This is a genomic window from Streptomyces sp. B8-7 (genome assembly GCF_058833805.1).
Map to the genome: position 1 here is coordinate 1,966,337 of NZ_JBYRRL010000001.1, position 26,558 is coordinate 1,992,894.

Here is a 26,558-nt window from a genome sequence, read left to right on the forward strand (position 1 = left end):
GCGGTACCGCCCCGGGCGAGGTGCGTCAGGCGGCCTCGCGTGCGTCGTCCCGCGCGGCACGTGCCCGACGCAGCCAGTACATCGCCGACAGCGGCAGCACTACCGGGATGAACAGATAGCCCATGCCGTAGTCCGACCACACGGTCGCGTCGGGGAAAGCCGCCGGATCGGCCAGCGTCCACGTACCGACCGTCAGCACGCCCAGCAGCTCCGCCGCGCAGCACACCAGCGCCGCCCGGCGCGCCCTCTCGCCGCCCCGCACCAGCGAGTACGTGATGAACCCGTAGACCACCCCGGCCACCGCCGACAGCGAGTACGCCAGCGGCGCCCGGTCGAAGTCCGTGGCGATCTGCACGACCGAGCGGGACACCGCGCCGACCACCATCACCCCGTACAGCCACACCAGGAGCATGCCGGGCCCGCCGATCAGCCGGTCCGGCCGCTTCCGCGCCTGGACCGTGTGTCCGGTGTCCGGGGTGTCCTCGGCGGCCCCGGTGTCCTCGGCGTCTGCGGCCTCGGCGTTCCAGGCGTTCCCGGTGTTCTCGGTGTTCTGGGCGTTCCCGGTGTTCTGGGCGTTCTCGGTGTTCTGGGCGTTCCCGGTGTTCTGGGCCCCCGTCACCTCAGCCTCCCCAGATGTCGTAGAGCCGAACTTCCAGTACCGCGAGGACCACGCCCCCGGCGGAGGCCGTGAGCGAACCCCAGCGGGTCCGCTCGGCCAGCGACATGAACGCCGCCACCGGTACGCAGGCGAACGCGCCCAGCAGATACGCCACGAAGATCGTCGTCCCCTGCGCCGGCTTCTCGCCCTGCGCCAGCAGCGCGACCCCGGCCACCAGCTGGACCAGCCCCAGCACCGACACCACGGCCATGCCGATGAGATGCCAGTCCTTCGTCGGCTGATCACGGTAGGCCGCCCAGCCGCACCAGGCGGCGAGCAGCAGCGCGGCGACCCCGGTCACCGGCGTCAGGGCATTCAGCATGCCGCGACCCTATTACGCGACGCGCACGCCGCCGCAGCCGGGCCCGTGGCCCGGGCGGGCGGGCTCGGCGGGTGATTCCCGGCAGACCCCGGACGGTGCGGGAGCCCGGGGAAGCGCCTGGAGAGCGGGGCGGGCGAGCGCCCGGACACGCGGGCCGAGGCCCACCCCGCCGGTCCGGGGGCTTCGTCGGCCGTGGCGTCGGCCACAGCCCGAGGGGCCGCGGACGCGCGGCCGGTGGGCCGGCCCGCCTCACCACCGACGGGCCCCCGGCCTTGCGCACACCGGCCGGCGACGGTCTGCGAAGGCCGCCGTACGCGACCGGGAACACTCCCGGACCGTGTCCACCGGTGTCCACCATCCGGACATCCGTGACCGGCCCGCCGCTTCCGTCTGCTTTACTGATCTCATGACCACGACGAGCAGCCGCACCCTTGCGACCGAGGCGACCATGACGCCCGGTGCTCGTTGTACGGGTCACGGCATGCGCGCGTGTCGCCGCATGAACCGAATGTGCGCCTTCTAGAGGGCCCCCGCACCAGCTGAGCCTCGCGCCCCGAAGCGAGCGCCCGCCCGCGTCCCGCGCACGCCGCGCCGGAAACGGGCCTGCCCCCGCGTGCAGTTTCTCCCCCGTTCCACCGTGTCCGCGAGAACCGTGCCGCGATCCGGCTGTTCCCGACCCCGAATGCCCCGTGCCCGGCGCCCACACCCGCGCCGTGCACTCGACAGTGACGGAATCCCCAGTGATCACCACAACGGGCCTGACGAAGACCTACCGGGCTCACGGCTCCCCGCGCCGCGAGGTCACCGCCCTCGACGGCGTCGACCTTCACGTCCGCGAAGGGGAGGTGTTCGGCGTCATCGGCCAGTCCGGCGCCGGAAAGTCCTCCCTCATCCGCTGCGTCAACCTCCTGGAGCGTCCCACCTCCGGCACGGTCACCGTGGCCGGCCAGGACCTCACCGCGATCGCCGGCCGCGGCCCGCGGGCGAGCCGCGAACTGCGCCGCGCGCGCAGCCGCATCGGCATGGTCTTCCAGCACTTCAACCTGCTGTCCTCGCGCACCGTCCAGGACAACGTCGAACTGCCGCTGGAGATCCTCGGCGTCTCCGGCGCGGAACGCCGCCGCAAGGCGCTCGACCTGCTCGACCTCGTCGGCCTGGGCGACAAGGCCGAGGCGTACCCCGCCCAGCTCTCCGGCGGCCAGAAGCAGCGCGTCGGCATCGCCCGCGCCCTGGCCGGCGACCCCGAGGTGCTGCTCTCCGACGAGGCCACCAGCGCGCTGGACCCCGACACCACCCGCTCCGTCCTTGAGCTGCTGCGCGACCTGAACCGGCAGCTCGGCCTGACCGTCCTGCTCATCACCCACGAGATGGACGTGGTGAAGTCGGTCTGCGACTCCGCCGCACTGATGGAGCAGGGGCGCATCGTCGAGTCCGGCACCGTCGGCGAACTGCTCGCCACCCCCGGCTCGGAGCTGGCCGCGGCCCTCTTCCCGGTGGGCGGGGAGGCGTCCGGATACGACCGCACGGTCCTCGACGTCACCTTCCACGGCGAGGCCGCGACCCAGCCCGTCATCTCCCGGCTGGCCCGCACCTACAACATCGACATCTCCATCCTCGGAGCCGCCGTCGACACCGTCGGCGGACTCCAGGTCGGCCGGATGCGCATCGAACTGCCCGGCCCCTACGTGGACAACGTGGTCCCGATCGGCTTCCTGCGCGAACAGGGCCTCCAGATCGACGTACTGGGCCAGGAGCCCCTGCCGGTGAAGGACGGTGCCCGGTGACCTGGTCCCAGATGCGGCCGCTGCTGGAACAGGCGTGCTCCGAGACGGTGTTCATGGTCGGCTGGTCCACCCTGATCGCGGTCGCAGCGGGCCTGCCCATCGGCATCCTGCTCGTCCTCACCGACGAGGGCGGACTGCTGCCCAGCACCGTCCTGAACAAGGCGACCGGCCAGATCGTGAACGTCGGCCGCTCGATGCCGTTCATCATCCTGATGGTCGCGCTCACCGGCTTCACCCGCTGGATCACCGGCACCAGCATCGGCAGCGGCGCCGCGATCGTGCCGCTCGCCATCGGCGGCATCCCGTTCTTCGCCCGGCTCGTCGAGACGGCCGTCCGCGAAGTGGACGGCGGCCTGGTCGAGGCCGTGCAGTCGATGGGCGGCAGCACCTGGACGATCGTCCGCAAGGTCCTGGTGCCCGAGGCGCTGCCCTCACTGATCGCCGGCACCACCACCACGGTCATCGCGCTCATCGGCTACTCCGCCATGGCCGGCACGGTCGGCGGCGGAGGCCTCGGCGACCTCGCCGTCCGCTACGGCTACCAGCGCTTCGAGACCGGCCTGATGTGGGTCACCGTGGCGATCCTCGCGGTCGTCATCTCCCTCATCCAGTTCGCCGGCGACCATGCCGCCCGCTCCCTGCACCGGCGCGGCGCCCGCTCCGGGCCGGCCCCGAGGCTCCGCCTGCTCAAGGCGGGCGGGAGGACGAAGGGCGGTCCTGACGGCGCGGGCGGCGGCAAGGCCGCCTGACCTCGCCGCCGCCGCCCGCCCTGCCCGGCCGCCCGCTCCGGCGCACTGCGCCCGCGTCCGCCCGGCCCCCACGGCGCCCGGCCCCCACGGCGCCCCGCGCCCAGGGCGTGCCGCCCGGGCCGTCGGCTCCGCGCCGACGGCTCCGGCCGGCCCGCCCCCACCGACCCCCCGTACACCCGAGACGGGGTAGCACCACCCACAAGGAAAGGCACTTTTCGTGCGTAACACCGCCAAGATCACCGCCGCCGCCCTCGCCGCCGGAGCCCTCACCCTCGGGCTCACCGCCTGCGGCTCCGGGAAGGACTCCGGCTCCGGCGCCGACGCCCCGCTCGTGGTCGCCGCCAGCCCGACCCCGCACGCCGAGATCCTCGGCTTCGTCCGCGACCACCTCGCACAGAAGGCGGGCCTCGACCTGGAGGTCAGGGAGTTCACCGACTACGTGACCCCCAACACGGCCACCGAGGACGGCTCCGTCGACGCCAACTACTTCCAGAACCAGCCGTACCTCGACGACTTCAACCAGAAGAACGGCACCCACGTCGTGCCCGTCGTCACGGTCCACCTGGAGCCCCTCGGCCTGTACTCCGACAAGGCCAAGAGCGCCGACGACCTCAAGAGCGGCGCCACCGTCGCCGTCCCCAACGACACGGTGAACGAGGCGCGCGCCCTGAAGCTGCTCGCCGACAACGGCCTGATCACCCTCAAGGACGGCGTCGGCAGCGAGGCGACCCCCGCGGACATCACCGGCAACCCCAGGAAGCTGAAGTTCAAGGAACTGGAGGCGGCCCAGACCCCGCGCTCCCTCCAGGACGTCGACGCGGCCGTGGTCAACGGCAACTACGCCATCGAGGCCGACCTCGAACCCGCCGAGGACGCCCTGGTCCTGGAGTCCGCCGAGGACAACCCGTACGGCAACTTCCTCGCCGTCAAGGAGGGCAACGAGAACGACCCGCGCGTCAGGAAGCTCGCCGAGCTGCTGACCTCGCCCGAGGTCGCGAAGTTCATCGAGGACGAGTACGCGGGCTCGGTCATCTCCTCCTTCTGACCGGCTGACACCCCGTCACCAGCGCCTCGCCCCGTACCGGCCGCACCGGCGGCCCCCCGGCGCGCACCCGCGGACGAACGCGTGTGCCGCCGGAGGGGCCCCCGGGTGCGGTGCGGTGCTTTCATGCTGCATGCTGGGCAGTTCAGCAGGACCTCAGGGTTTCGAGGCCTATTCCGAGGCTATGGAGCGGCGCATGACGAGCACCTTCCCCAACATCTCCATCAGCACGGAGCGGTTGGTGCTGCGCCCCCTCGACGAGGACGACGTCCCCGCCCTCGCCGCCATGATGAACGACGAGCAGGTCGCCGCCTGGACCGACGTCCCGCAGCCCTTCACCGAGGACGCCGCCCGCACCTGGGTCACCGCGCTCGCCCCCGCCGAACGGGAGGCCGGCCGCGGACTCGACCTCGCCGTCACCGAGTTCCTCACCCAGCGCCTGGTCGGCGTCGTCCGCCTCGGCAGCACCGACTGGCGCATCCGGTCCACCGAGCTGTCGTACGTCGTCGGCCCCTGGGCCCGCGGCGAGGGATACGCCTCCGAAGCCGCCCTCGCCACCGCCCAGTGGCTCTTCGGCGACCAGCGGTTCGAGCGCATCGAGATCCGCACCGCCGCCGACAACACCGCTTCCCAGCAGGTCGCCCAGAAGATCGGCTGCCTCAGCGAAGGCGTCCTGCGCAACGCCTGCATCGTCCATGTGCGCGCCGACGACGGCGGCTGGACCGACGTGCGCACCGACTTCATCGTCTGGAGCCTGCTGCCCGAGGACCTGGAGGGCGCCGCCGAGCAGCTCGCCGACACCAGCGGATTCACCGCGTACGCCGACTGGAGGTGAGCCCGCCGCCCCGCGCACGGCCGGACGCCGGCCCGGACCGGCCCGCACCGGGGCCGGCCCCGAGGCGAGGCCCGCAGCCGCCGGACCCCTGGCGGGACCGGAACCGGATGGTGAGCGGCCGCAACGGAGCCACGCGCGGCGGCGACAGAGCCGCGAGCAGCTCCGAGGCGAAAGCCGACGGGCCGGGACCGGCGCCGCGCCGACCGGAACCGTCCCGCCGCCCCGGTCGCACGCCGCAACCCGGTACGCTCACCAAGCCCGCCCGCCACGGGCCACCCCCCGTCCGACGACCTGCGACGACCCCGCGCGAGGGCTCCCGCGCGGCGATCGCGCGCGACGACCCCCCTGGAGACTGACGACGATGGCCGACCGGGTCACGGTGATCGGCTGGGACGGCTCGCCGCTGACCGCCGCGGCACACGCCGCCCTCGGCGCCGCCACCCTGGTGGCCGGTGCGGCCCACCACCTCGCGCTCCCCGAGGTGCCCCCCGCCGCCGAACGCATCCGGCTCGGCAGCGTCCCCCTCGCCGCCCGCCGGATCGCCGCCCACCGGGGCAGCGCGGTCGTGCTCGCCGACGGCGACCCCGGCTTCTTCGGCGTCGTACGGACCCTGCGCGACCCCGAGTTCGGACTGGAGATCGAAGTCGTGCCCGCGGTCTCCTCCGTCGCCGCCGCCTTCGCCCGTGCCGGCATGCCCTGGGACGACGCCCAAGTGGTCGTCGCACATCGCCGAACCCTGCGACGCGCGGTGAATGTATGCCGGGCCCACACCAAAGTGGCGGTCCTCACCTCGCCCGGTGCCGGCCCCGCCGAACTCGGCCTGCTCCTGGAGGGCGTCCACCGCACCTTCGTGATCTGCGAGGAACTGGGCACCGCACGCGAACAGGTCACCGTCGTCACCTCGGACAAGGCGGCCGACCACACCTGGCGCGACCCGAACGTCGTCATCGTCGCCGGAGGACGCGCCGCCCCCGGCGCCGCCCCCGAGGGCAGCGGATGGTTCGCCGGCCGCGACCCGGCCGCCGGCCCGCGCGGCTGGACCCAGCCCGCCGACGCCTACGACGGCCCGCTGGGCGAGGGCGAGGCGCAGCTCTTGCGTGCCGCCCAGCTCGCCCGGCTCGGCCCGCGCACCGGCGACCTGGTCTGGGACATCGGGTGCGGCGCCGGGGCCTTCGCCGCCGAGGCCGCCCGCGCCGGCGCCGCCGTCCTGGCCGTCGACCGCGACCCCGCGGCCTGCGCCCGCACCGACGCCGCCGCGCGCCGCTTCGCGGTGCAGATGCAGATCGTGCACGGCACCGCCCCGCACGCCCTGGAGGACCTCCCCGAACCCGACGTCGTCCGGGTCGGCGGCGGGGGAGCGGCCGTGGTCTCCGCGGTCGCCGACCGCCGCCCGCGCCGCATCGTCGCCGACGCCGCCACCCGCGACGCCGCCGAACTCCTCGGCCGGGACCTGACGGAGCACGGTTACGACGTGGAGTGCGCCCTTCTCCAGTCGCTGGAACTCGACCCCCGCGACTGGACCGAGAAGGAGCGGAGCGTGGCGTTCCTGCTGTCCGGAGTGCTGCCGGAACGCTCCCCGTGATCCGGTTGTCGTACCGCGCGCGGTAGGCTGGCCGATCGTCGTACCGCACGCGGTCACCCGGCGCTTCGTCGGTCAATGTCCGGAAAGCACGCCCGATTTGGACCGAGTGTGGTACGGCGAAACCGGAGGATGCGCAACGTGGCGCAGTCCACAGCGGACCCTTGCGGATCGCGCTGTCATGACGGCGGCAGGCCAGCGACAATGCCACGGAATGGCTTTGTCGCCTTTTCCGGGCGGGTCGTTCGTGCCGCTGGACACGCACGCTCGTTCTTCACTGCGGGGCGGTCGGTGCGCCGTTCCGGGTGAGCTGGTTGTAGAGGCACTAACCGATGGGCGAGGGGTTCGCATGACCGACACCGGCCAGGTCCCGGCCGAGGGACTGCCGGAGAACGCAGACGCGGCGGAGCAGCCGGGCGTTCCCGGGCACGGCGCGTACGCCTACGTCTCCGAGAGCCCCGCCGAGGACGAGGACCTGCTGCTGCCGGGCGCCCAGAGCGCCTGGGGCAACGAGGTCGCCCCGCCGGCGCCCGAACCGGTCGTCGAAGCCGTCCACCAGCCGGACCCGCACCAGACCGGCGGCCGCGACACCGGCTCCGTCGACCTCACCGAGGTCCGCCTCCCCAACCCCGCCCCCGCCGCGTCCCGCCGCCCGCTGCACCTGGGCCCGCCCATCCCCAGCCCGTCCGCCGGCCCGGTCCGTTCCCTCGCCGACCGCGGCCCCGCCGGCACGCCCGTACGGCAGCCCGGCCCCCCGCCGGGTGCCGGCCCTCAGGGCGCGACGCCGTGGACCGCCCCGGCGCCCGCACAGCCCGCCCCCGCGGCGGTGGCCGGCCCGGCGGACGGCGCGCCTCCGGCGGAGCCCGGAGCGGCACCGGCCGCCGCGCCCGCCCCGGCCGGGGAAGCGGCCGACCCGGCGGCCTCCCCGCGGCCCGAGCCGGTGGGAGCCGCCCAGGCCGTGATGGCCCGGCTGGCCACGCAGGCCGGAGCGGCGCCGGCCCGGGACGGCGCCGCGCACGGCACCGATGCGGCCTCCACCGCGGTGCCCGAGGGCGCCGCGGGCGAGGCCGCCGCCGACACCGTGCAGCCGCTCGCGGCCGGCGGGGACGTCGCCGTGCAGGACCTGGGCCGGGGGCAGGCGGTCGCCACCGGCCCCGAGGGCGCCGGGGCCGGTTCCGACGCCGAGCCCGTGCAGGACGCGGCGGGCTCCTCGGACGCCGGGACCACGGACGTGGGCGCCCAGGCCGTCGGAGGCGGGCCCGGCGCCGGAGAGCTGCCGGAGTCCGGGGGCGAGCCGGGCGGACCTGCCCCGACCCACGCGGCCGGGCAGGAGCCCGGGCCGCACCAGTCCGGCCGGCAGCCCGGTCCGCACGAGCCCGGCCAGGACGCCGCCGACGAGGCTCCCGTCGGGGGCGTGCCCGCGGCGGAGGCCGCGCCGGAGCAGGCCGCCGCGACCGGCACCGCGGAGCCGGTCGCCCCGGCCGAGGCCGCACCGCAGGCGGCTGCCGCCGGTCCGGTGCCCGCGCAGGTCGTCGTCGCGCCCCGACCCGTCGTGGAGGTGGCGGAGGCGGGGCAGGTCACGGACGGCGCGGCGCCGGCCCCCGAGGCCGCCACGGAGCCGGCCGACGCCACCGTGCCGCCTCCGTCCGCCGACGGCGTGCGGCCGCCCGCGCAGGACGCGCCGGCCGAAGCCGCCGGAGCCGGTCAGGCCCCGTCCGCGGCCGCCGCAGTCGAAGCCGAAGCCGGAGCCGGAGCCGGCCAGGTCCGGCACGCGGCGGACGCGGCCCCGGCGCCGGATTCGGCGCCGCGGGTCGCCGCGCCCGGCCAGGACTCCCGGCCGGACCAGGAGCCCCTCCCGGCCGGCCCCGCCCACCCGCAGGGTGCCGAGGGCGGGCCCGCCGGGCCGCAGCATGCCCCCGCGCCCGCCGCCGCGCCCGCCGCAGAGGCGGTGCGTCCCGCGGGGAGCACCGGAGCGGCTCCCGAGGCCGCCGGCCCCGATGCCCCCGTCGGCCAGGCCCCCGGGCCAGGGCTGCCGGGCCCGGACGGGGCCGCTCCGGACGCCGCCGGCCCCGACGCCGCCTCTGCCGTGGGAGCCCTTCTGCAGCCCGTTCCCGCTCCCGGGCCGGAGTCCGCCCCCGGGCAACCCCCCGCCTCCGAGGCCGACCCGGCACCGGAACAGGCCGACCCGGCCGCACCCGCCGCCCCGGCCGCAACGGCCGACCCTGCCCAGGAAGGCCCGCCCGAGCCCGAGGCCGCGCCCGCCCCCGCGCCGGAGGCGGAAGACCCCTCGCTCCAGGTCCCGGACCAGGCCGGCGGTACCCCGAACGGCGTGACGGAGCTGCGGGGCGGCACGCCCGCCGTGGACCCGGTCGCGCCGCCGGCGCCCGCCGCCGCCCCGGCCGACGCCGCGATCCCGGCAGCGGCAGCCGCTCCGGCAGCGGCGGCGCCGTCCGTCCCGGAGGCCCTGTCCGCGCCGGCGGGCCCCCAGGCGGTCGGGCACCCGGACCAGCAGCTGCCCGAGGGGGCCGCCGTGCCCGGCACCCCGCACCCCGCCCCGGCAGTGCCGCACCCGGTCCCCGTCCCCGCGCAGCGGGACGCGGCCCCCGAGGCGGCCGACGGCCCGGACCTCGTGCAGCACGGCGACGACCTGGACACACGGGTCGCCGACCAGGACGACGAGGCCGCCGCAGGCGCGGCGGAGGGCACCGAGGGCCCCGACGCCGCGCCCGGCCCCGACGCCGCGCCCGGCCCCGACGCCGCGCCCGGCCCCGACGCCGCGCCCGGCCCCGACGCCGCGCCCGGCCCCGACGCCGCGCCCGGCCCCGACGCCGTGCCCGACGACGCCTCCACCGCCGAGGCCGGGCACGGCGCCGAGGCCGGGCACGGCGCGGCCCCGGGCGCGCCCGGGGCAGGCCCCGCTCCCGCCGCCGGCCCCGCCGCGCCCGCGTACGACGAGGCCGAACGCGCCGCCGTGCTGAAGGTGATGCGCGAGCGCCGTGACATCCGCAACGGCTTCCGCAGCGACCCCATCCCGCACGAGGTCCTGCTCCGGGTGCTGGAGGCGGCCCACACCGCGCCCTCCGTGGGCCACTCGCAGCCCTGGGACTTCGTGGTCATCCGGTCCGCCGAGACCCGCCGCGGCATGCACGAACTCGCGGCCCGCCAGCGCGAGGCGTACGCCAGATCGCTGCCCAAGGGCCGGGCCAAGCAGTTCAAGGAACTCAAGATCGAGGCGATCCTCGACACCCCGGTCAACATCGTCGTCACCGCGGACCCGACCCGCGGCGGCCGCCACACCCTGGGCCGTCACACGCAGCCGCAGATGGCCCCGTACTCCGCCGCCCTCGCGGTGGAGAACCTGTGGCTCGCCGCCCGCGCCGAGGGCCTCGGCGTGGGCTGGGTCAGCTTCTTCGACGAGCGCGAGATGGTCCGTGCCCTCGGCCTGCCCGAGCACCTGGAGGTCATCGCGTACCTGTGCGTCGGGTACGTGGACGAGTTCCCGGACGAGCCCGAGCTGATGCAGGCCGGCTGGTCAAGGAGACGCCCGCTGTCGTGGGTGGTGCACGAGGAGACGTACGGCCGCCGCGCCCTGCCCGGTGAGGAGCCGCACGACCTGCTCGCCGAGACCGTCGCGCAGATCCGCCCGCTGGACGCCAAGGCGCTCGGCGAGGCGTGGGAGCGGCAGAAGCGCATGACCAAGCCGGCCGGCGCGCTCGGCATGCTGGAGATCATCTCCGCGCAGCTCTCCGGGCTGTCCCGGCAGTGCCCGCCGCCGATCCCGGAACCCGCCGCCGTCGCGATCTTCGCCGGTGACCACGGCGTACACGCCCAGGGCGTCACCCCGTGGCCGCAGGAGGTCACCGCGCAGATGGTGGCGAACTTCCTGGGCGGGGGAGCGGTCTGCAACGCCTTCGCCCACCAGGTCGGCGCCGAGGTGTGCGTGATCGACGTCGGCGTGGCCGGGGACCTGCCCGCCACTCCCGGACTGCTGCCCCGCAAGGTCCGCGCCGGCACGGCCGACATGACCACCGGCCCCGCCCTGACCCGCGAGGAGGTCAAGCAGGCCGTCGAGGTCGGCATCGAGACCGCCCGCGACCTGGTGGCGGCCGGCAACAAGGCCCTGCTGACCGGTGAGATGGGCATCGCCAACACCACCGCGTCCGCCGCCCTGATCTCCGTCTACACCGGCACCGATCCGGCCGAGGTCACCGGCCGCGGTACCGGCATCAACGACGAGACCCTCGCCCGCAAGACCGAGGTCGTCCGCCGCGCCATCGAGCTCCACCGGCCCGACCCGGCCGACCCCGTCGGCGTGCTGGCGGCCATCGGCGGCCTGGAGCACGCGGCGCTGGTCGGCCTCCTGCTCGGCGGCGCCTCCCTGCGCACGCCGGTCATCCTGGACGGCGTCAGCGCCGGAGCCGCCGCCCTGGTGGCCCGCGCGATCGCCCCCGAGGTGCTCGCCGCCTGCATCGCCGGGCACCGCAGCGCCGAACCCGGCCATGTGGCCGCGCTCAACAAGCTCGGCCTGCGCCCCCTGGTCGACCTCGATCTCCGCCTCGGCGAGGGCACCGGCGCCCTGCTCGCCCTGCCGCTGGTGCAGAGCACCGCACGGGCGATGCACGAGGTGGCCACCTTCGACTCGGCCGGGGTCACCGAGAAGTAGTCGCACCGCGGGGCGGGCCGGCTCGTGAGCACCGGACCGCCCCGCGGGGCGCGCGGTCCGGCACCCGGGTACGGATCACCCGCGGGACGGCCCCGGACGCGAGGGCGGGGCCGTGCGCCGGGAGCCGGTCCGGCGCGCCGGCGCCGCACCACCGGACGGCGCACGGGAGCGCGGGCACGCCACGGAACCTCCCGTGCCGGGGCGTCCGGGGGCGGGCGCGGGCCCGGCCACAGGGCCGGGCCGGGCACCCGGATCCGGGCCACCCCTGCCGCCACGCCCGGCAGCCGACTAAAATCCGCACGTCAGGGCCGCTCCGACGGCGCAGCGCCCGCACCCCTCCGCCTGGACGAGGAGCCGCCCCTCATGGCCGAACACCCCGCTTACCCGGTAGGCCTCCGCCTGACCGGCCGCAAGGTCGCCGTCCTCGGCGGTGGCCAGGTGGCCCAGCGCCGCCTGCCCTCGCTGATCGCGGCGGGCGCACGGATCGTCCTGGTCTCCCCGGAGGCCACCGCCTCGGTCGAGGCCATGGCGGACGCGGGCGAGATCACCTGGCTGCGCCGCCCGTACGCCGAGGGCGACCTCGCCGACGCCTGGTACGCCCTGATCGCCACCAGCGACCCCGAGGCGAACGCCGCCGCCTCCGCGGAGGGCGAGCGGCACCGCGTGTGGTGCGTACGCTCCGACGACGCCGACGCGGCCACCGCCTGGACCCCCGCGACCGGCCACAGCGAGGGCGTCACCGTGGCGGTCCTCACCACCGACTCCCGCCACCGCGACCCCCGCCACACGGCCGCCGTCCGCGACGCGGTCGTCGAGGGGCTGCGCGACGGCACCCTCGTCGCCCCCCACCACCGCACCCGCACCCCCGGCGTCGCCCTCGTCGGCGGCGGGCCGGGCGACCCGGACCTGATCACGGTCCGCGGCCGCCGCCTGCTCGCCGAGGCCGACGTCGTCATCGCGGACCGGCTCGGCCCACGCGACCTGCTCGCCGAACTGCCGCCGCACGTCGAGGTGATCGACGCCGCGAAGATCCCCTACGGCCGGTTCATGGCCCAGGAGGCCATCAACAACGCCCTCATCGAGCACGCCAAACAGGGCAGGTCCGTGGTGCGGCTCAAGGGCGGCGACCCCTACGTCTTCGGCCGCGGCATGGAGGAGGTCCAGGCCCTCGCCGAGGCGGGCATCCCCTGCACGGTCGTGCCCGGCATCTCCAGCTCGATCTCGGTCCCCGCGGCGGCCGGCGTCCCCGTCACGCACCGGGGTGTGGCCCACGAGTTCACCGTGGTCAGCGGGCATATCGCCCCCGACGACGAACGGTCCCTGGTGGACTGGCCGGCGCTGGCCGCGCTGACCGGCACACTCGTGGTCCTGATGGGCGTGGACAAGATCGGGAAGATCGCCGAGACCCTCGTCGCCCACGGCAGGTCGCCGGACACCCCGGTCGCGCTGGTCCAGGAGGGCACGACCCCCGCGCAGCGCCGCGTCGACGCCACCCTCGGCACGGTCGCCGAGACCGTCACCGCCCAGGACGTACGGCCCCCCGCGGTCGTCGTCATCGGCGAGGTCGTCCGGGTCGGCCCGGAACACCTCGGGGGTGCCGGACCCCGGCAGGCGTAACCCGAGGTAACTCACCCGCTTCCGAGCCGTTGGCACCACCCGTACGACAAGGCAGTATCACCCTGTGGCCGATCTCATCACCGTTGACGACCCCGACGACCCGCGCCTGTGCGACTACACGGGCCTGACCGACGTGGAACTGCGCCGCACGCGAGAACCCGCCGAGGGCCTGTTCATCGCCGAGGGGGAGAAGGTCATCCGCCGGGCCAAGGACGCCGGGTACGAGATGCGCTCGATGCTGCTCTCGGCGAAGTGGGTCGACGTCATGCGCGACGTCATCGACGAGCTTCCCGCACCCGTGTACGCGGTCAGCCCGGAACTCGCCGAACGCGTCACCGGCTACCACGTGCACCGCGGGGCGCTCGCCTCCATGCAGCGCAAGCCGCTGCCGTCGGCGTCCGAACTCCTGCGCGCCGCCCGCCGTGTGGTGGTGATGGAGTCCGTCAACGACCACACCAACATCGGTGCGATCTTCCGTTCCGCGGCCGCCCTCGGCATGGACGCCGTACTGCTCTCCCCGGACTGTGCCGACCCGCTGTACCGGCGCAGCGTCAAGGTCTCCATGGGCGCGGTGTTCTCCGTGCCGTACGCCCGGCTGGACACCTGGCCCAGGGGGCTCGACTCGGTCCGCGAGGCCGGGTTCACGCTGCTGGCCCTCACCCCCGACGAGAAGGCGAGGAGCCTGGACGAGGCCGCGCCGCACCGCATGGAACGGGTGGCGCTGATGCTCGGCGCGGAGGGCGACGGCCTGTCCACCCAGGCCCTGGTCGCCGCCGATGAGTGGGTGCGCATCCCGATGGCGCACGGCGTGGACTCGCTCAACGTCGGCGCGGCCGCCGCGGTCGCCTTCTACGCCGTCGCCACCGGCCGTCCTCAGGCGTAGAGCGGTCGCTGCGGGCCGTCCCCAGGCGTGCAGTGGGAGGCCGCGGACTGGACGGGGCGGGAGGCCCTGGGCCCGCGCGTACGGCAGGGCGCGCGCCGTGCGGGCTGTCGTGTGCCCTCCGGATGCGCGCCGCGCCTGTGCCGTGCGGTCGGGCGGTGCACCCGCCGGACGGGTACCGTGCGCGTGGTCCCGGAGGGGCACCGTGCGCGTGGCCCCGGACGGGCGCCGTGCGCGTGGCCCCAGACGGGCGCCGTGCGCGTGGTCGGGGGCCCGCCGGGTGCGTACGGTGCGGGCGGCCGACGCGTATCGCACGGGCGATCCGGGTGCGCGTGGTCCGGGTGTGCGACCCGTCGCGCACCCTGCCGCGCCGTCGCCGTGCGGGCGGCCGGACCGTCAGACGTGCCCCGGCTGCGCGGCCGGCCGGCCCGCCACCGGCGTGGACCCCTGGGAGACCGACTGCCGCTGCCCCGGCGGAGGATGGGCCGCCGCCGGTTGCTCCTGCCGGTCGGCCGGGCCGCGCCGGACGTCGCCGCCGAACCCCCGGGCCGCGCCCTCGCAGCCCTGCACCAGGGCGATCCCCAGCGCCACCAGCAGGGTGACCACGACGAACACGAACAGCCGCTGCCGCAGCAGGCGCGGATTGGCCGGCCGCAGCCTGGTGCCCGTCGTGCGGGGCGCCGGACGGCCGCCGCGCGGCACGGGCCGGGCTCCGCTGCCGCCGCGCGTGGAAGCACGCGGCGGGGGCGTGCCGCGAGGCACCGGAGTGGGCCCCGCCGTTCCCGGCCGCGACCCCGTACCGCTGCGCGGGGCGGAGCCGCCACGTGAGGCGGAGCCCCCGCGCGAGGCGGTGCCGCCGCCCCGCGACGGCGACGCGCCCCGGGCGGCGGCGGAACCCCGGGAGGACGCCGTGCCCCGCGGCGCGGCCGGCGTGCCCTGAGGCGGCCGGGTCCGGCGGCGCTGCTGCTCGGGGTAGGTCTCCGCGAGCCGCCCCGCAGGCCGGTCCGGCTCCGCAGGGCGCGGCGCGGGCGGCCGCCCGTCGAGCAGGATCTGCGCCTCGCGGGCGGCGATCTCCTTCAGCCGCAGCGACAGGTCGAGCGTGCTGGGCCGTTCCTCGGGGTCCTTCGCCAGACACGCCCGCACCAGCGGGGCCAGCGCGTCCGGCACCCCCTGCAACTGGGGCTCCTCGTGCACCACCCGGTACAGCATCACCTCCGAACTGCCGTGGCCGAACGGGGAGTCGCCGGTGCAGGCGTAGGCGAGCGTGGCACCCAGCGAGAACACGTCGGTGGCCGGCGTCACGGCCGCACCGCGCACCTGCTCGGGGGCGAGGAACCCGGGGGAACCGACCGCGGTGCCCACGTGCGTGAGCGTGGACGCGCCGGTCGCCCAGGCGATGCCGAAGTCGATGATCCGGGGGCCCTTGGGGGAGAGCAGGATGTTCGACGGCTTCAGATCGCGGTGCACCACCCCGGCCTCGTGCACCGCCACCAGCCCCTCCGACAGGGCGGCGCCGACCGCGGCGACGTCCGCCGCACCCAGCGAGCCCTCCTCGGCGACCTTGTCGTGCAGCGACGGTCCCGGCACGTACTGGGTGGCGAACCACGGCCGGTCCGCCTCCAGATCCGCCGCGACCAGCCGGGCCGTGCACCCGCCGCGGATCCGCCGGGCGGCGGACACCTCGCGGGCGAACCGCGACCGGAACTCCTGGTCCTCCGCGAGATCGGGCCGGATCACCTTCAGCGCGACCCGCTGCCCCTTCTTGTCGGAGCCCAGGTACACCACACCCATGCCGCCCGCGCCGAGCCGCCGGTGCAGCTTGAACGAGCCGACGACGCGCGGGTCCTCGCGCCTCAGGCGCATCATCGCCATGTTCATCCCCGCTGCCCGGTCCGTGTGACGTGGCACAGCTTACGAGTCTGCGGCCGTGAGCGCGCAGAGGCCGCGCCCTCTCGGCCCGATCGATTGTCGGTGCCGAGCAGCAGACTTGAGGAACGGTCAGACACCGCGCACGACGGCCGACCCGTTCCAACGGGTGATTCCAACAGCCAGAGATCCACGGGGGGTTGAGGCCGCGGAGCGTGACGGTGCGGACACGGCCGCCGACCGTGCCGCCGCGGCCTGCACGCCCGCCCCGGCGCGGGGCGGGCCGCCGCCCGAGGAGCCGCCGGGCGCACGCCCCGAGGCGGCGGAAGTGAGTGAAGTCACCTCGGCGGCCCCCGTACGCCCCTACGCGGCCGGCCCCTCCCGCAAGCCCACACCCCGATCCGCCGCCCCGTCGATCCGCCGCCCCGTCGTCCCGTCGCCCTGTCGATCCGCGGTCCCGTCGATCCGTCGTCCCGTCGTCCCGTCGTCCCGTCGATCCGCCGTCCCGTCGTCCCGTCGATCCGCCGTCCCGCCGTCCCGTCGTCCCGTCGTCCCGTGTCCCGGCCGGACGGTCCACCCGACACGGTCCGCCCGACATGGTTCGCCCGACACGGTCGGCTCGGACGGACCGGACGCACCAGGCGCACCCGGCGCACCCGGACGGACCGGACACCCCCTCCGGGAAGACCCCGAGAGCCGGACCCGGGTCTCCACCCTGGGGAGTACACGCGGCCGGACGGCTCATCCTCCGGGAGGCCCGGCAATCGGTACGAGGGCATGACGCCCGGCACCCGCCCCGCCCCTAGATTTGAGGTCAAGCGGCGGGTGCAGCACTCGTCCCCCGAGGTCGGACGCCCGCCGCTGCCAGACGTCAACCGAATCAGGTCAGGAGAGGGGCATGGCCCACACGGCACCGCGGACAGCGCTCCGCGCCCAGGGACGCAGGGCGTACTCCGCCTTCCGTCCCCGCCGTACCGGGCGCCGCCACCCGCTGGTGGCCACGGCCATGGCCCTTCCCCTGGCGGTCCTGCTCCTCGTCGTCTTCGACGGCTGGGAGACAGTGGCCACACAGGCGTCGTCCGTGGGCGTGATGCTGGGGCGCTGAGCGGCGACCCCAGGCCCGGAAGAGCGGTCCGGGCGGGGACATCCACCCATAGCCCCGTGGGGACGGGGGTGCGGCGGACGGCACAGATGCCGGCGCAGCTGGGGAGCTGCGCCGGCATTACCTTCTCCCGGCCTCCCGGCCTCCCGGCCTCCCGGCCTCCCGGCCTCCCGGCTGTCTGAGTCTGCGTTGCCGTTTCCGGGCCCCGGCCCTCACCGTCGCGCCGCGCCGCGACCGTTCCGTGGCACCGTGGCCTGCCGCCTGCCGCCTGCCGCCTGCCGCCTGCCGCCTGCCGCCTGCCGCCTGCCGCCTGCCGCCTGCCGCCTGCCGCCTGCCGTCCCTGCGCCGCGGGCATCGCAGGACCGCTGCCGTACCCTCGCGGGCAGAGCCACCTGGGGGAGATGTGACCGCGGACCTGCTGTCGGAGCTCAGTGTCAGGGCCCGTCGTGCGGCCCACCCGCGCGGCGGGCCGTGTGCCTGCGGTGCGGGCGGCGCGCTCGCGGAACGGCCGGACGTCATCGTCGTACGGCACGGCACCGCGGTCGCCAAGGCGCATGCGCCCGGCACCGCCCCGGACACCCTCGCGGCCCGCCTCGCCGCGGCCGCCGATCTGTCCGGCCCGCTGCTGCGGCCCCTCGCGCCGGACCCCGTCCCGCTGCACGGCCGCCTGGTCACGTTCTGGCCCTACGGCGCCCCCGTCGACCCCGGTGACCCGGACGCCGCCCCCTGGGAGGCCCTGGGCAGCCTCCTCGCCGCACTGCACCGCGCGCCCGCCCCTGCGGGGCTGCCCCCGATGCGCGGCCCCGCGAAGGCCGCCCGCGCGGTCGCCCGGCTGTGCGGCGGTGCCCCGGCCCACGCGGCCGCCGCGCCCGTCCTGCGCGCCTGGCGCACCCTGCCCGGCTGGGCCCGCGGCGAGAGTCCCATGCCGGACACCGGCACCCTCTGCCACGGCGACCTGCACCTTGGACAGCTCGTGCGTCACCCGGCCCCCGACGGCCCGTGGCGCCTCATCGACGTCGACGACCTCGGCACCGGCGTACCCGCCTGGGATCTGGCCCGCCCGGCCGCCTGGTACGCCTGCGGCCTGCTGCCACCCGGGGAGTGGGCCCGCTTCCTGGCCTCCTACCGCGCCCACGGCGGGCCGGCCGTGCCGCCGGACGGCGACCCGTGGCCGGCCCTGGACACGCCGGCCCGCGCGCTGACCGTCCAGACCGCCGCCACCGCGATCGCGAAGGCCGTCGCCGCAGGCCGCGCCCTGGACGAGGTGGAGCAGGCCCTGGTCGACGCGTGCGCGCGCATGTGTTCCGTGTCACCGTGACCCGCGACGACTTCCGCCATGTCGCGTGCAACCGTGGGCGGCGGGACGGAGTCTGTCCAGAAGACGTCCGAAGCAGGACCGAACGGCGAGGAGTTGAGCCGACCATGCAGTGTCCGAAGTGCCACGCGGCGATGCACACCTACAACCGCAGCGGCGTCCAGATCGAGCAGTGCTCCAACTGCCGGGGGATCTTCCTCGACTACGGCGAGCTGGAGGCCCTGACCCGGATGGAGTCCCAGTGGGCGCAGCCGCCGGCCCCGCCCGCGCCGCCGGTCGCTCCGCAGCCCTACCCGGCCGCCCCGCACGCCCCCGCCTGGGGCGCTCCGCACGGCGGCCACGGCGGCCACTACGGCGGCCACCGCCGGCACAAGGGCTTCGGCCGCATGCTCTTCTCCAGCTGAGCCGCACCGCCCACGACGAAGCCCCCGGCCGGACGGCCGGGGGCTTCGGGGTGTGGACGATACTGGGATTGAACCAGTGACCTCTTCCGTGTCAGGGAAGCGCTCTCCCGCTGAGCTAATCGTCCTCGGGACCCCGGCCGGAGAGCCGGGGGCACTGCGTGCGCGATACTGGGATTGAACCAGTGACCTCTTCCGTGTCAGGGAAGCGCTCTCCCGCTGAGCTAATCGCGCGGGGATGATCCTTGCGGACCGGGTCCGGAGCGGTCCGGACCAGTGGACGATACTGGGATTGAACCAGTGACCTCTTCCGTGTCAGGGAAGCGCTCTCCCGCTGAGCTAATCGTCCTTGGAGGTGGAGACGGGATTTGAACCCGTGTAGACGGCTTTGCAGGCCGTTGCCTCGCCTCTCGGCCACTCCACCAGGAGTGTAGGGGATCGGGAGACCCCCACTTCCTACGAGCGGACGACGAGGCTCGAACTCGCGACCTCAACCTTGGCAAGGTTGCGCTCTACCAACTGAGCTACGTCCGCCTGTCGTTTCGGTCCGCTTGCGCGGCCCGGCGACGTGTTGAACTCTAGCGGATTCCTGGGCCAGTACAAAAACGCGTTTGTGCAGCGTGCTGCGTCCGCGCTGCCCGGCGACCCGGCAGGAGCCCCGCGAGGGCACGCCCGGCTCACCGGCGGGACGCCCGCCCTAGACTCGACAGCGTGCTCGACCTCGCTCCTCTGGCCCGCTTCGGCGACCGTGTCGCCACCGGCCTCCTCGACGTCACCGACGACCCCTCGGCCCTGGACTCCACCGGCTTCTGGGCCGTCTGCGCCGACTTCGAGGGCCGCCTGACCTGCGCCCGCTTCGCCGATGTCCGCACCCAGCCGGTGCCCGCGCCCGTTCCCGGCGCATGGCGCGGCCCGGCCGCCACCGACTGGACGTCCTCCCTCGACCGCGCCGCGTACACCGCGGGCGTCCGCCGGATCCGCGAGCACATCGCGGCCGGCGACGTCTACCAGGCGAACCTCTGCCGCGTCCTTTCCGCCCCCCTCGCCCCGGGCATCGGCGGCGGAGCAGACGTCGACGCGCTCACCGCGCTGCTCGCCCGCGGCAATCCCGCCCCGTACGCAGGCACGATCCGGCTGCCGGCGCACGGCGTGGAGATCGCCACCGCCTCCCCCGAGCTGTTCCTGCGCCGGGACGGCCGGATCATCGAGTCCGGCCCGATCAAGGGCACCGGGCGCACCGAGGCGGACCTGCTGCCGAAGGACTACGCCGAGAACGTCATGATCGTCGATCTGGTCCGCAACGACGTCGGCCGCGTCTGCGCCACCGGAAGCGTGACCGTGCCCGACCTGTGCGCCGTGGAGAAGCACCCGGGCCTGGTCCACCTCGTCTCCACCGTCCGCGGCGCCCTCCGCGACGACGCCGGCTGGCCCGAGCTGCTCGCCGCCGCCTTCCCGCCCGGCTCGGTCACCGGCGCGCCCAAGTCGAGCGCCCTGCGGATCATCGCAGACCTGGAGACCGCACCCCGCGGCCCCTACTGCGGTGGCATCGGCTGGGTCGACGCCGACCGCGGCACCGCCGAGCTGGCCGTCGGCATCCGCACCTTCTGGGTCGACCGGACCCGGGGAGTACTCCGCTTCGGCACCGGCGCCGGCATCACCTGGGGATCCGACCCCGAGGGGGAGTGGCGCGAGACCGAACTGAAGGCCGCCCGGCTGCTCGCGGTAGCGTCGGGGACGTACGAGACCGGTGGAGAAGGGTTCTAGCACGTGAAGATCTGGCTCGACGGCGTACTGCAGGACACCGAGTCCGCCCGCGTCTCCGTCCTCGACCACGGCCTGACCGTGGGCGACGGCGTGTTCGAGACGGTGAAGGCGGTGCACGGCCGCCCCTTCGCCCTCACCCGCCACCTGGACCGGCTGACCCGCTCCGCCCACGGCCTCGGCCTGCCCGACCCCGACCTCGACGAGGTCCGCCACGCCTGTGCGGCCGTCATCGAGGCGAACCCCATGCCGCTCGGCAGACTGCGCATCACCTACACCGGCGGCCACGGCCCCCTCGGCTCCGACCGCGGCACCCACGGCCCCACCCTGGTCGTCGCCCTCGGCGAGACCACCCGCCGCCCCGACTCCACCGCCGTCGTCACGGTCCCCTGGACCCGCAACGAACGCGGCGCCCTCACCGGCCTGAAGACCACCTCCTACGCCGAGAACGTCGTCGCCCTCGCCCGCGCCCACGCCCAGGACGCCTCCGAGGCCCTCTTCGCCAACACCGTCGGACAGCTCTGCGAGGGCACCGGCTCCAACGTGTTCGTCGTCCTCGACGGCGAGCTCCACACCCCGCCGCTCACCTCCGGCTGCCTGGCCGGCATCACCCGTCAACTGGCCGCGGAGTGGACCGGCGCCAAGGAGACCGACCTCCCCCTGGACGTCCTGGGCCACGCCGACGAGGTGTTCCTCACCTCCACCCTGCGCGACGTACAGGCCGTGCACCGCATCGACGGCCGCCTGCTGCCCGGCGCACCGGGCCCGGTGACCGCCAAGGCGATGCGCCTCTTCGACGAACGCTCCTCCGACGACCTGGACCCCTGATGCCCTCCGGGGCGTGCCCGAGGCCGGGCCCCCGGTCCGCCACCGACGTCCGGACCGGCGGGGCGGGGCCCGGCTTCCGGACCACCGGCCCCTCGCGGCGTACCCGCCGTGCATGCCCCGCGGCCGGGGCGTAGCCGTGGCCCGGGGGCTGGGGCTTGGTGTCCGTGGCCCGGGGGCTGGGGCTTGGTGTCCGTGGCCGGGGGCTGAAAACTTGGCCTGCGAGGCCCGGTGTCCGTGGCCCCGGGGCCGAGGCCCGGTGCCCGTGGCCCATAACGGCACCGTGCCGCCCGCTCGGGACGCCGGGCACGCGGCGCTCCTCGCGCCGAGGCCGCGGGACCGGATCCAGGACGTAAATCGGCTGCCGTCGCGCGCGTCGGCGGGTAGAACACGGATGATGACCACGACCCTGCGGCCGACCGAGCCGCTCCAGCGCGCCTCCGACGGGGCACTGTCGCGCCGTTTCGCGGTGTGCGTGAACAGCCGTCCCGTCGGCGCGATACACCTGGCCACCCATCCGGTGTTCGGGCCTGCCGTCGCGCAGATCCGCGACCTGAGTGTGCAGCAGCCGGACCGTCGGCGCGGCCGGGGCACCGTCGCCGCGCTGGCCGCCGAGGAGGTGGTCCGCGGCTGGGGCTGCGCCCGCGTCGAGATCGCCGTGCCCGCCGACGCGGCCCCCGCCCTGCGCCTCGCCACGGCCCTCGGCTACGTCCACCGCAACCGGGGCATGGAGAAGGAACTCGGCGCCACCGCGCCGGCCCTCCCCGACGGCAGCAGGGCCCGGCCGATGACCCCGGACGAGTTCGGGCCCTGGAACGAGCGCAGCATGGCCGACTACGCCCGGGACTGGATCGAGCGGGGCGTCCCCGAGGCCGAGGCCTGGGCCAAGTCCCGGCGCGACCAGGAACACCTCCTCCCGCAGGGGCTGCGCACACCCGACGCCGTGCTGAGTGTGCTGGACCACGACGGTGAGGCCGTCGGCACCCTGTGGCTCGCCCTCGCCGCGGACGGGGCGGCGTACGTGTTCGACGTCGAGACCGCGGAACGCTTCCGCGGGCGCGGCCACGGACGCTCCCTGATGCTGCTCGCCGAGGCGCAGGCGGTGTCCGCGGGGCGGCGGCGTCTCGGGCTCAACGTGTTCGCGGGCAACACCCCGGCGGAGAGGCTGTACGCGTCGCTGGGCTACCGGACGGTGCAGTACACGTTGTACAAGCAACTGCTCTGAAGGCCGCCGCCCCGGCCCGGGTCTGAAGGCCGCCGCCCCGGCCCGGGTCAGACCGGCTCGGCCAGCAGGCGGTCCGCGATCTCCTCGATGCGTTCGCGCAGGCCCTCCTGGCTCCGGCCGCCGTCGAGGCGCTCGCCGTCGATGACGTAGGTCGGCGTGCCCGTCACGCCGATCGCCTTCCCCTCGGCCTGGTCGGCGTCGACGATCAGGATGTGCCTGCCGTCGATCAGAGCCGTGTCGAACTCCTCGGCGTCCAGGCCCAGTTCCCGTGCCACGTCGACGAGGAACGCCTCGCCCCCGGCGTCCAGCTCGGCCACACGGCCCAGCACCGCCTCCACATACGCCCAGCCCCGGCCCTGCTCCGCGGCCTCCTCGGCGGCCTGCGCGGCGGCGAAGGCGTGCTTGTGCTTCTCCAGCGGGAAGTGCCGCAGCCGCAGCTCCAGCCGGTCACCGTACCGGTCGCGCAGCGCACGGAGGTCGTCCAGGGCGGTACGGCAGTCCGGGCACTGCAGCTCGCACCAGACGTCGAGGACGGGGGCCGTCGGGCGCGGGGAGGCGGAGGAGGGGTCGCTCATGCGCTCAGTCTTCCAGGCCGCGTCCGCGCGCCCCAATCCGGCCGTCGATGCTCCCCGGCCACCTGCCCGGTACGCGGCGCACGGCCTGGTTCCGCACCCCGCCGGGGACGCCCACCGGACGCGGCCGGACTGATCCCGACTCGGTGCTGTTCGCCTCGCCCTGATGCGTTCTCTGCCGTTTCGATCATTCCCTCGTCTTCTGAAGTGGCCTGATGTGGTGTGGTCTGTTCTGGTCGGGGAGCTGCGGCTGGGATCGCCTGCGGTGCCGTTGGTGCTTGCGATGCTTGCGGTGCTTGCGATGCTTGTGGTGCTTTCGGTGCTTGTAGTTCCTGTGGTGCTTGTGGCGCCTGTAGTTCCTGTGGTGCCCACAGTGTCCGTGGCGCCGTGGCGTCCGTGGCGTCGCTGGTGTCCGGGGCGTCGTTGGTGTCCGGGGTGCCGACGGTGCCCGCCCGCGGTGGTGGCGGTCGGCTTGCCGGTCCGCCGACCCGCGGCTGTCCGGACTGTCCCGCGGCTGTCCGGACTGTTCGGGCAGGGGAGGGGGTGGCTCGCTGGTGCAGGGCTTCTGCCGGGGCGGCGGGCGTCTCCGCGCCGGAGGGCCGGTGGCCGGCCGTGGGGCGGTCCGTCGCGGTGGGCGCACAGAGGCCTTCCGAGGCCGTGCCTTCCGAGGCCGGCCCGGACGTCGGCCCCGGGGCCCGGTCCCCCCAGGCTCGGTCCCATGGGCCCGTCCCGAGGTCCGACCCTGAGGTCCGACCCCGACTCGCGGAGGAGACGACCCGGAGATGTCCCTGATGTCCCCTCCGCCCATGGCCCAGCACCCCACCACAGGTGCAGGATGGAAGGAACAACCCACCGTCTCCGACCGAGAGCGCCTGGAGGATCCGGATGATTGCCGAGACCGTGTGTTCCGCCGTCGCCGCGGCCGGGCTCGGAATCGCCGCGGTCACCGCGTACCGCCGGCGTTTCCTGGCGGCTGCCAGAATCGCGGCCTACGCCCTGGTGCCGCTCGGCCTGGTGATGACGGGCGTGGTCGACTGGATAGCCGACACCGCCTTCAGCCCGACCGCCTGGGCCGGCATCGGAGTGCTGGGTGTGTCCTGGGCGCTGTTCGCCACGACCCGCGCGGTGGAGCGGCGCCGCGGAACCGGCGGCGAGGAGCGCACGGCGGCCACCGCAGAGGAGCGTGAGGTCGTCGCCCCGCAGGCTGCGGCCCCGGCCCTCGGCCCGACCGCCGGTGGGGCGTCCCGGCGGCAGCCCGCCACTCGCGGCGAGCCCGACGACTTCAGCGACATCGAGGCGATCCTGAAGAAGCACGGCATATGACCGCCGGGTGAGCCCGGCGACTCCCTGACCCGGGAGCTCCCCGAGCCTGCCGTACCGGGGTGAATCGCACACCCGGCGGCCGACGTTCGACGCGTGTCACGTAATCCGGCGAACTGCCGCTCCCAGTGGGCGTGTTGAGGGTGTCAAGGGCGCGGTGTGCGTCATCATCGGCCGCGAGATGCTGGACACCACACAGAGCGATGCCGCGCCGCCGAAGGACGAGCCGCGCGGGTGCCTCTTCGCCCTTTCCCAGCCACCGCTGATGATCTTCCTTGCGGTGATCGGGAGTCTGCTGCTCATGGCTGCGCTGCACGACCTGCTGCTGCTGTGATCCGTACCCGCGCTCCCCGGCGCCATCCGCCGGGGGCCGCGTCGGACCCCGGGACGACGTCCGGTCCGCCCGGGGCGGCGTTCCCCGAGCCCCGGACGGCAGACCGGTCCGGCGTCACCCAGGCGCACGTCCGGACGAGGCCGGGTGCAGGTCCGGCCCGGATGCGGCACCGGGCCGCGCGAGCCGTCCGGACGGGCCGGAGGCCGCCTCAGCCCGTCGCCTCCTTGCGGCGTGCCCGGTAGGCGGCGACATGCAGCCGGTTGCCGCAGGTTCGGCTGTCGCAGTAACGCCGCGACCGGTTGCGGGAGAGGTCGACGAAGGCGCGCCGGCAGTCCGGCGCCTCGCACCTGCGCAGTCGCTCCTGCTCCCCGGCCACGACGAAGAAGGCCAGCGCCATGCCGCAGTCCGCGGCGAGGTGATCAGCGAGGGAGGCGCCCGGAGCGAAGTAGTGGACATGCCAGTCGTAGCCGTCATGGTCGGTCAGCCGGGGGGTCGTGCCCGCGGCCGCGACGAGCTCGTTGATCAGCCCGGCGGCGGCGCGGGCGTCGGGGGAGGCGAAGATGGCCGCAAACCTCCCGCGGACCTTGCGCACCGCGGCCAGGTCGAACTCCGACAGCGTGCCGACGTCACTGACCTCGTGGTTTCGTACGAACTCCTCGAGGGTCGGCACATCGGGCAGCCCGTCGGGGGACGCCTCGTCCTCCGGTGCGGTGTTCACCAGATCCACCACAGTGTCGAGGGCGCACCGGGCGTCGTGGGTGATCAGCACGTTTTGCTCTCCCTGGCCTGGGGTCGGGCGGGCGCCCGCGGATGCTGGCCGATCGTAGTGGCTCCCGGCCGCACCGGAAGGGGCTCCGCCCGTGATGTCCTTACAACGCCCACGTACCCGCGGTCCTTCCCGCCCACCACCCCGCACCGGACCCGGAGGCCACCCGCCCCGGCCCGGAGGCCACGACCCTGCCCCCGGCCCGGCCCCGCGGCGGATTCCGGGCCCGGTGCGGGGCGGTGGAACCGTGCCCCTGCCGCAGGCCCCGCGGCACGCGGAACCGGCGCCGAAGCCGCGGAGGACCGCGGCGACGACGCCGGTGTGTGCCGTATGCGGTTGTCCGGGCCCGAGCCGTCTCCCCGAGTGGACGGCGCCGGGCTGTCTGTGGGGGTTCGCTCAGCTCTCCGCCAGGATGTGGGACAGCTCCTGATCCAGGTCGAAGTGCCGATGCTCGGTGCCGGGTGGTACGGCGGCGTCCGTCCGCTTCAGGAACGACTCCAGAGCCCGCGCCGGGGCCTCGAGCAGAGCCTCGCCCTCCGGAGAGCTCAGGGCGATGCACACGACGCCCTGACCGTGACTGCGCGACGGCCAGACGCGGACGTCGCCGGTTCCCGTGGGCCGGTGCAGGCCCTCGGCGAGGAGGTCGCGGGCGAACACCCACTCGACGGTCTCCTCGGCTCCGGTGTGGAAGGTGGCGTGCACGGCGTAGGGGTCGGCCGTGTCGTACCGCAGGCCTGCGGGGACAGGCAGGGAGGACTCGCTCGACACAACGAGGCGCAGGTGCAGCTCGCAGCTGACCGTGGTGTTCATAAGCGCCAGGGCCTTTCGCTCAGTGTGCGCTCGGGGATTCGCACGTCGGCGAAATCGACATGCCACCTACGGTGCCGTTGTAAACCCCTCTGAGTGTTTTGCGTGCCTTTACGTAACTCTTCCGGCCGAGGG

The 26,558-nt window shown here is 75.2% G+C and carries 22 protein-coding genes and 5 tRNA genes; 16 read left to right on the plus strand and 11 right to left on the minus strand.

Annotated elements, in window-relative coordinates; genetic code table 11:
• Positions 1–25: 25 nt before the first annotated feature.
• Together AC5K6T_RS08280 and AC5K6T_RS08285 are read right to left on the minus strand one after the other, a co-directional pair.
• A complete protein-coding gene (locus AC5K6T_RS08280) occupies positions 26–412 on the minus strand; it encodes a hypothetical protein (protein WP_493207420.1) in 387 nt (128 codons plus the stop codon).
• Positions 413–620: 208 nt separating this feature from the next.
• On the minus strand, positions 621–980 hold the full coding sequence (locus tag AC5K6T_RS08285) for a hypothetical protein (RefSeq protein WP_493206991.1): 360 nt from the start codon (positions 978–980) through the stop codon (positions 621–623).
• 740 nt (positions 981–1,720) lie between these two features.
• Here AC5K6T_RS08285 and AC5K6T_RS08290 point away from each other — a divergent pair.
• From AC5K6T_RS08290 to AC5K6T_RS08325, 8 genes are all read left to right on the plus strand, one after another.
• Positions 1,721–2,764: a methionine ABC transporter ATP-binding protein gene (locus AC5K6T_RS08290; RefSeq protein WP_493206993.1), complete on the plus strand. Its 1,044-nt coding sequence runs from the start codon at positions 1,721–1,723 to the stop codon at positions 2,762–2,764.
• Positions 2,761–3,513, plus strand: coding sequence for a methionine ABC transporter permease (locus tag AC5K6T_RS08295; protein WP_493206994.1), 753 nt, complete (start codon positions 2,761–2,763; stop codon positions 3,511–3,513). Before AC5K6T_RS08290 ends, AC5K6T_RS08295 begins: the two co-directional genes overlap by 4 nt.
• A 217-nt stretch (positions 3,514–3,730) precedes the next feature.
• Entirely contained in the window at positions 3,731–4,558 is an 828-nt protein-coding gene (locus AC5K6T_RS08300) for a MetQ/NlpA family ABC transporter substrate-binding protein (RefSeq protein WP_493206996.1), read from the plus strand.
• Positions 4,559–4,751: 193 nt separating this feature from the next.
• The gene (locus tag AC5K6T_RS08305) at positions 4,752–5,390 is read left to right on the plus strand and encodes a GNAT family N-acetyltransferase (protein ID WP_493206998.1); all 639 of its coding nucleotides are present in this window, start codon (positions 4,752–4,754) and stop codon (positions 5,388–5,390) included.
• A 361-nt stretch (positions 5,391–5,751) separates the two neighbouring features.
• Entirely contained in the window at positions 5,752–6,972 is a 1,221-nt protein-coding gene (cbiE, locus tag AC5K6T_RS08310) for a precorrin-6y C5,15-methyltransferase (decarboxylating) subunit CbiE (protein ID WP_493206999.1), read from the plus strand.
• 346 nt (positions 6,973–7,318) lie between these two features.
• On the plus strand, positions 7,319–11,632 hold the full coding sequence (cobT, locus tag AC5K6T_RS08315; RefSeq protein WP_493207000.1) for a nicotinate-nucleotide--dimethylbenzimidazole phosphoribosyltransferase: 4,314 nt from the start codon (positions 7,319–7,321) through the stop codon (positions 11,630–11,632).
• A gap of 363 nt (positions 11,633–11,995) precedes the next feature.
• Positions 11,996–13,249 carry a uroporphyrinogen-III C-methyltransferase gene (cobA, locus tag AC5K6T_RS08320; RefSeq protein ID WP_493207001.1) on the plus strand — a complete coding sequence of 418 codons (1,254 nt, stop codon included), beginning with the start codon at positions 11,996–11,998 and terminating at the stop codon, positions 13,247–13,249.
• Positions 13,250–13,313: 64 nt separating this feature from the next.
• Positions 13,314–14,132: a TrmH family RNA methyltransferase gene (locus AC5K6T_RS08325; RefSeq protein ID WP_493207003.1), complete on the plus strand. Its 819-nt coding sequence runs from the start codon at positions 13,314–13,316 to the stop codon at positions 14,130–14,132.
• Between the two features lie 393 nt (positions 14,133–14,525).
• Here the strand turns inward: AC5K6T_RS08325 and AC5K6T_RS08330 are convergent, their stop codons facing one another.
• Positions 14,526–16,007 (minus strand): serine/threonine-protein kinase, encoded by a 1,482-nt coding sequence (locus AC5K6T_RS08330; protein WP_493207421.1) that lies wholly within the window; start codon positions 16,005–16,007, stop codon positions 14,526–14,528.
• Positions 16,008–16,893: 886 nt separating this feature from the next.
• On the opposite strand from AC5K6T_RS08330, the gene AC5K6T_RS08335 reads away from it, so the two are divergent.
• The 3 genes from AC5K6T_RS08335 (at position 16,894) to AC5K6T_RS08345 (ending at position 18,816) form a co-directional block, all read left to right on the plus strand.
• On the plus strand, positions 16,894–17,100 hold the full coding sequence (locus AC5K6T_RS08335; protein WP_493207004.1) for a hypothetical protein: 207 nt from the start codon (positions 16,894–16,896) through the stop codon (positions 17,098–17,100).
• A gap of 400 nt (positions 17,101–17,500) precedes the next feature.
• Positions 17,501–18,415: a phosphotransferase family protein gene (locus AC5K6T_RS08340; protein ID WP_493207005.1), complete on the plus strand. Its 915-nt coding sequence runs from the start codon at positions 17,501–17,503 to the stop codon at positions 18,413–18,415.
• Between the two features lie 104 nt (positions 18,416–18,519).
• Complete coding sequence (locus AC5K6T_RS08345; RefSeq protein ID WP_493207007.1) at positions 18,520–18,816, plus strand: TFIIB-type zinc ribbon-containing protein; 297 nt, start codon at positions 18,520–18,522, stop codon at positions 18,814–18,816.
• A 53-nt stretch (positions 18,817–18,869) separates the two neighbouring features.
• On the opposite strand, the gene AC5K6T_RS08350 is transcribed toward AC5K6T_RS08345, so the two are convergent.
• The 5 genes from AC5K6T_RS08350 to AC5K6T_RS08370 all read right to left on the minus strand — a co-directional run bounded on the left by AC5K6T_RS08350 (position 18,870) and on the right by AC5K6T_RS08370 (position 19,347).
• Positions 18,870–18,941, minus strand: a tRNA-Val gene (locus AC5K6T_RS08350).
• A 34-nt stretch (positions 18,942–18,975) separates the two neighbouring features.
• A tRNA-Val gene (locus tag AC5K6T_RS08355) sits at positions 18,976–19,047 on the minus strand.
• A gap of 43 nt (positions 19,048–19,090) precedes the next feature.
• A tRNA-Val gene (locus AC5K6T_RS08360) sits at positions 19,091–19,162 on the minus strand.
• Between the two features lies 1 nt (position 19,163).
• Positions 19,164–19,237: transfer RNA gene (locus AC5K6T_RS08365), tRNA-Cys, on the minus strand.
• A gap of 37 nt (positions 19,238–19,274) precedes the next feature.
• Positions 19,275–19,347, minus strand: a tRNA-Gly gene (locus AC5K6T_RS08370).
• Between the two features lie 177 nt (positions 19,348–19,524).
• Here AC5K6T_RS08370 and AC5K6T_RS08375 point away from each other — a divergent pair.
• The 3 genes from AC5K6T_RS08375 to AC5K6T_RS08385 all read left to right on the plus strand — a co-directional run bounded on the left by AC5K6T_RS08375 (position 19,525) and on the right by AC5K6T_RS08385 (position 22,624).
• Positions 19,525–20,577 (plus strand): chorismate-binding protein, encoded by a 1,053-nt coding sequence (locus AC5K6T_RS08375; RefSeq protein ID WP_493207009.1) that lies wholly within the window; start codon positions 19,525–19,527, stop codon positions 20,575–20,577.
• A 3-nt stretch (positions 20,578–20,580) separates the two neighbouring features.
• Entirely contained in the window at positions 20,581–21,402 is an 822-nt protein-coding gene (locus tag AC5K6T_RS08380; RefSeq protein ID WP_493207011.1) for an aminotransferase class IV, read from the plus strand.
• A 391-nt stretch (positions 21,403–21,793) separates the two neighbouring features.
• Positions 21,794–22,624 (plus strand): GNAT family N-acetyltransferase, encoded by an 831-nt coding sequence (locus AC5K6T_RS08385; RefSeq protein ID WP_493207013.1) that lies wholly within the window; start codon positions 21,794–21,796, stop codon positions 22,622–22,624.
• Positions 22,625–22,671: 47 nt separating this feature from the next.
• Here the strand turns inward: AC5K6T_RS08385 and AC5K6T_RS08390 are convergent, their stop codons facing one another.
• A complete protein-coding gene (locus AC5K6T_RS08390) occupies positions 22,672–23,199 on the minus strand; it encodes a DsbA family protein (protein ID WP_493207015.1) in 528 nt (175 codons plus the stop codon).
• Between the two features lie 882 nt (positions 23,200–24,081).
• Between AC5K6T_RS08390 and AC5K6T_RS08395 the strand changes: the two genes are divergently transcribed.
• Both AC5K6T_RS08395 and AC5K6T_RS08400 read left to right on the plus strand, forming a co-directional pair.
• Positions 24,082–24,519: a hypothetical protein gene (locus AC5K6T_RS08395; RefSeq protein WP_493207017.1), complete on the plus strand. Its 438-nt coding sequence runs from the start codon at positions 24,082–24,084 to the stop codon at positions 24,517–24,519.
• A gap of 154 nt (positions 24,520–24,673) precedes the next feature.
• Positions 24,674–24,850: a hypothetical protein gene (locus AC5K6T_RS08400; protein WP_493207432.1), complete on the plus strand. Its 177-nt coding sequence runs from the start codon at positions 24,674–24,676 to the stop codon at positions 24,848–24,850.
• Between the two features lie 208 nt (positions 24,851–25,058).
• Here AC5K6T_RS08400 and AC5K6T_RS08405 read toward each other — a convergent pair whose 3' ends face one another.
• Both AC5K6T_RS08405 and AC5K6T_RS08410 read right to left on the minus strand, forming a co-directional pair.
• The gene (locus AC5K6T_RS08405; protein WP_493207019.1) at positions 25,059–25,619 is read right to left on the minus strand and encodes a CGNR zinc finger domain-containing protein; all 561 of its coding nucleotides are present in this window, start codon (positions 25,617–25,619) and stop codon (positions 25,059–25,061) included.
• 393 nt (positions 25,620–26,012) lie between these two features.
• On the minus strand, positions 26,013–26,426 hold the full coding sequence (locus tag AC5K6T_RS08410; RefSeq protein ID WP_004002642.1) for an SsgA family sporulation/cell division regulator: 414 nt from the start codon (positions 26,424–26,426) through the stop codon (positions 26,013–26,015).
• Positions 26,427–26,558 lie beyond the last annotated feature (132 nt).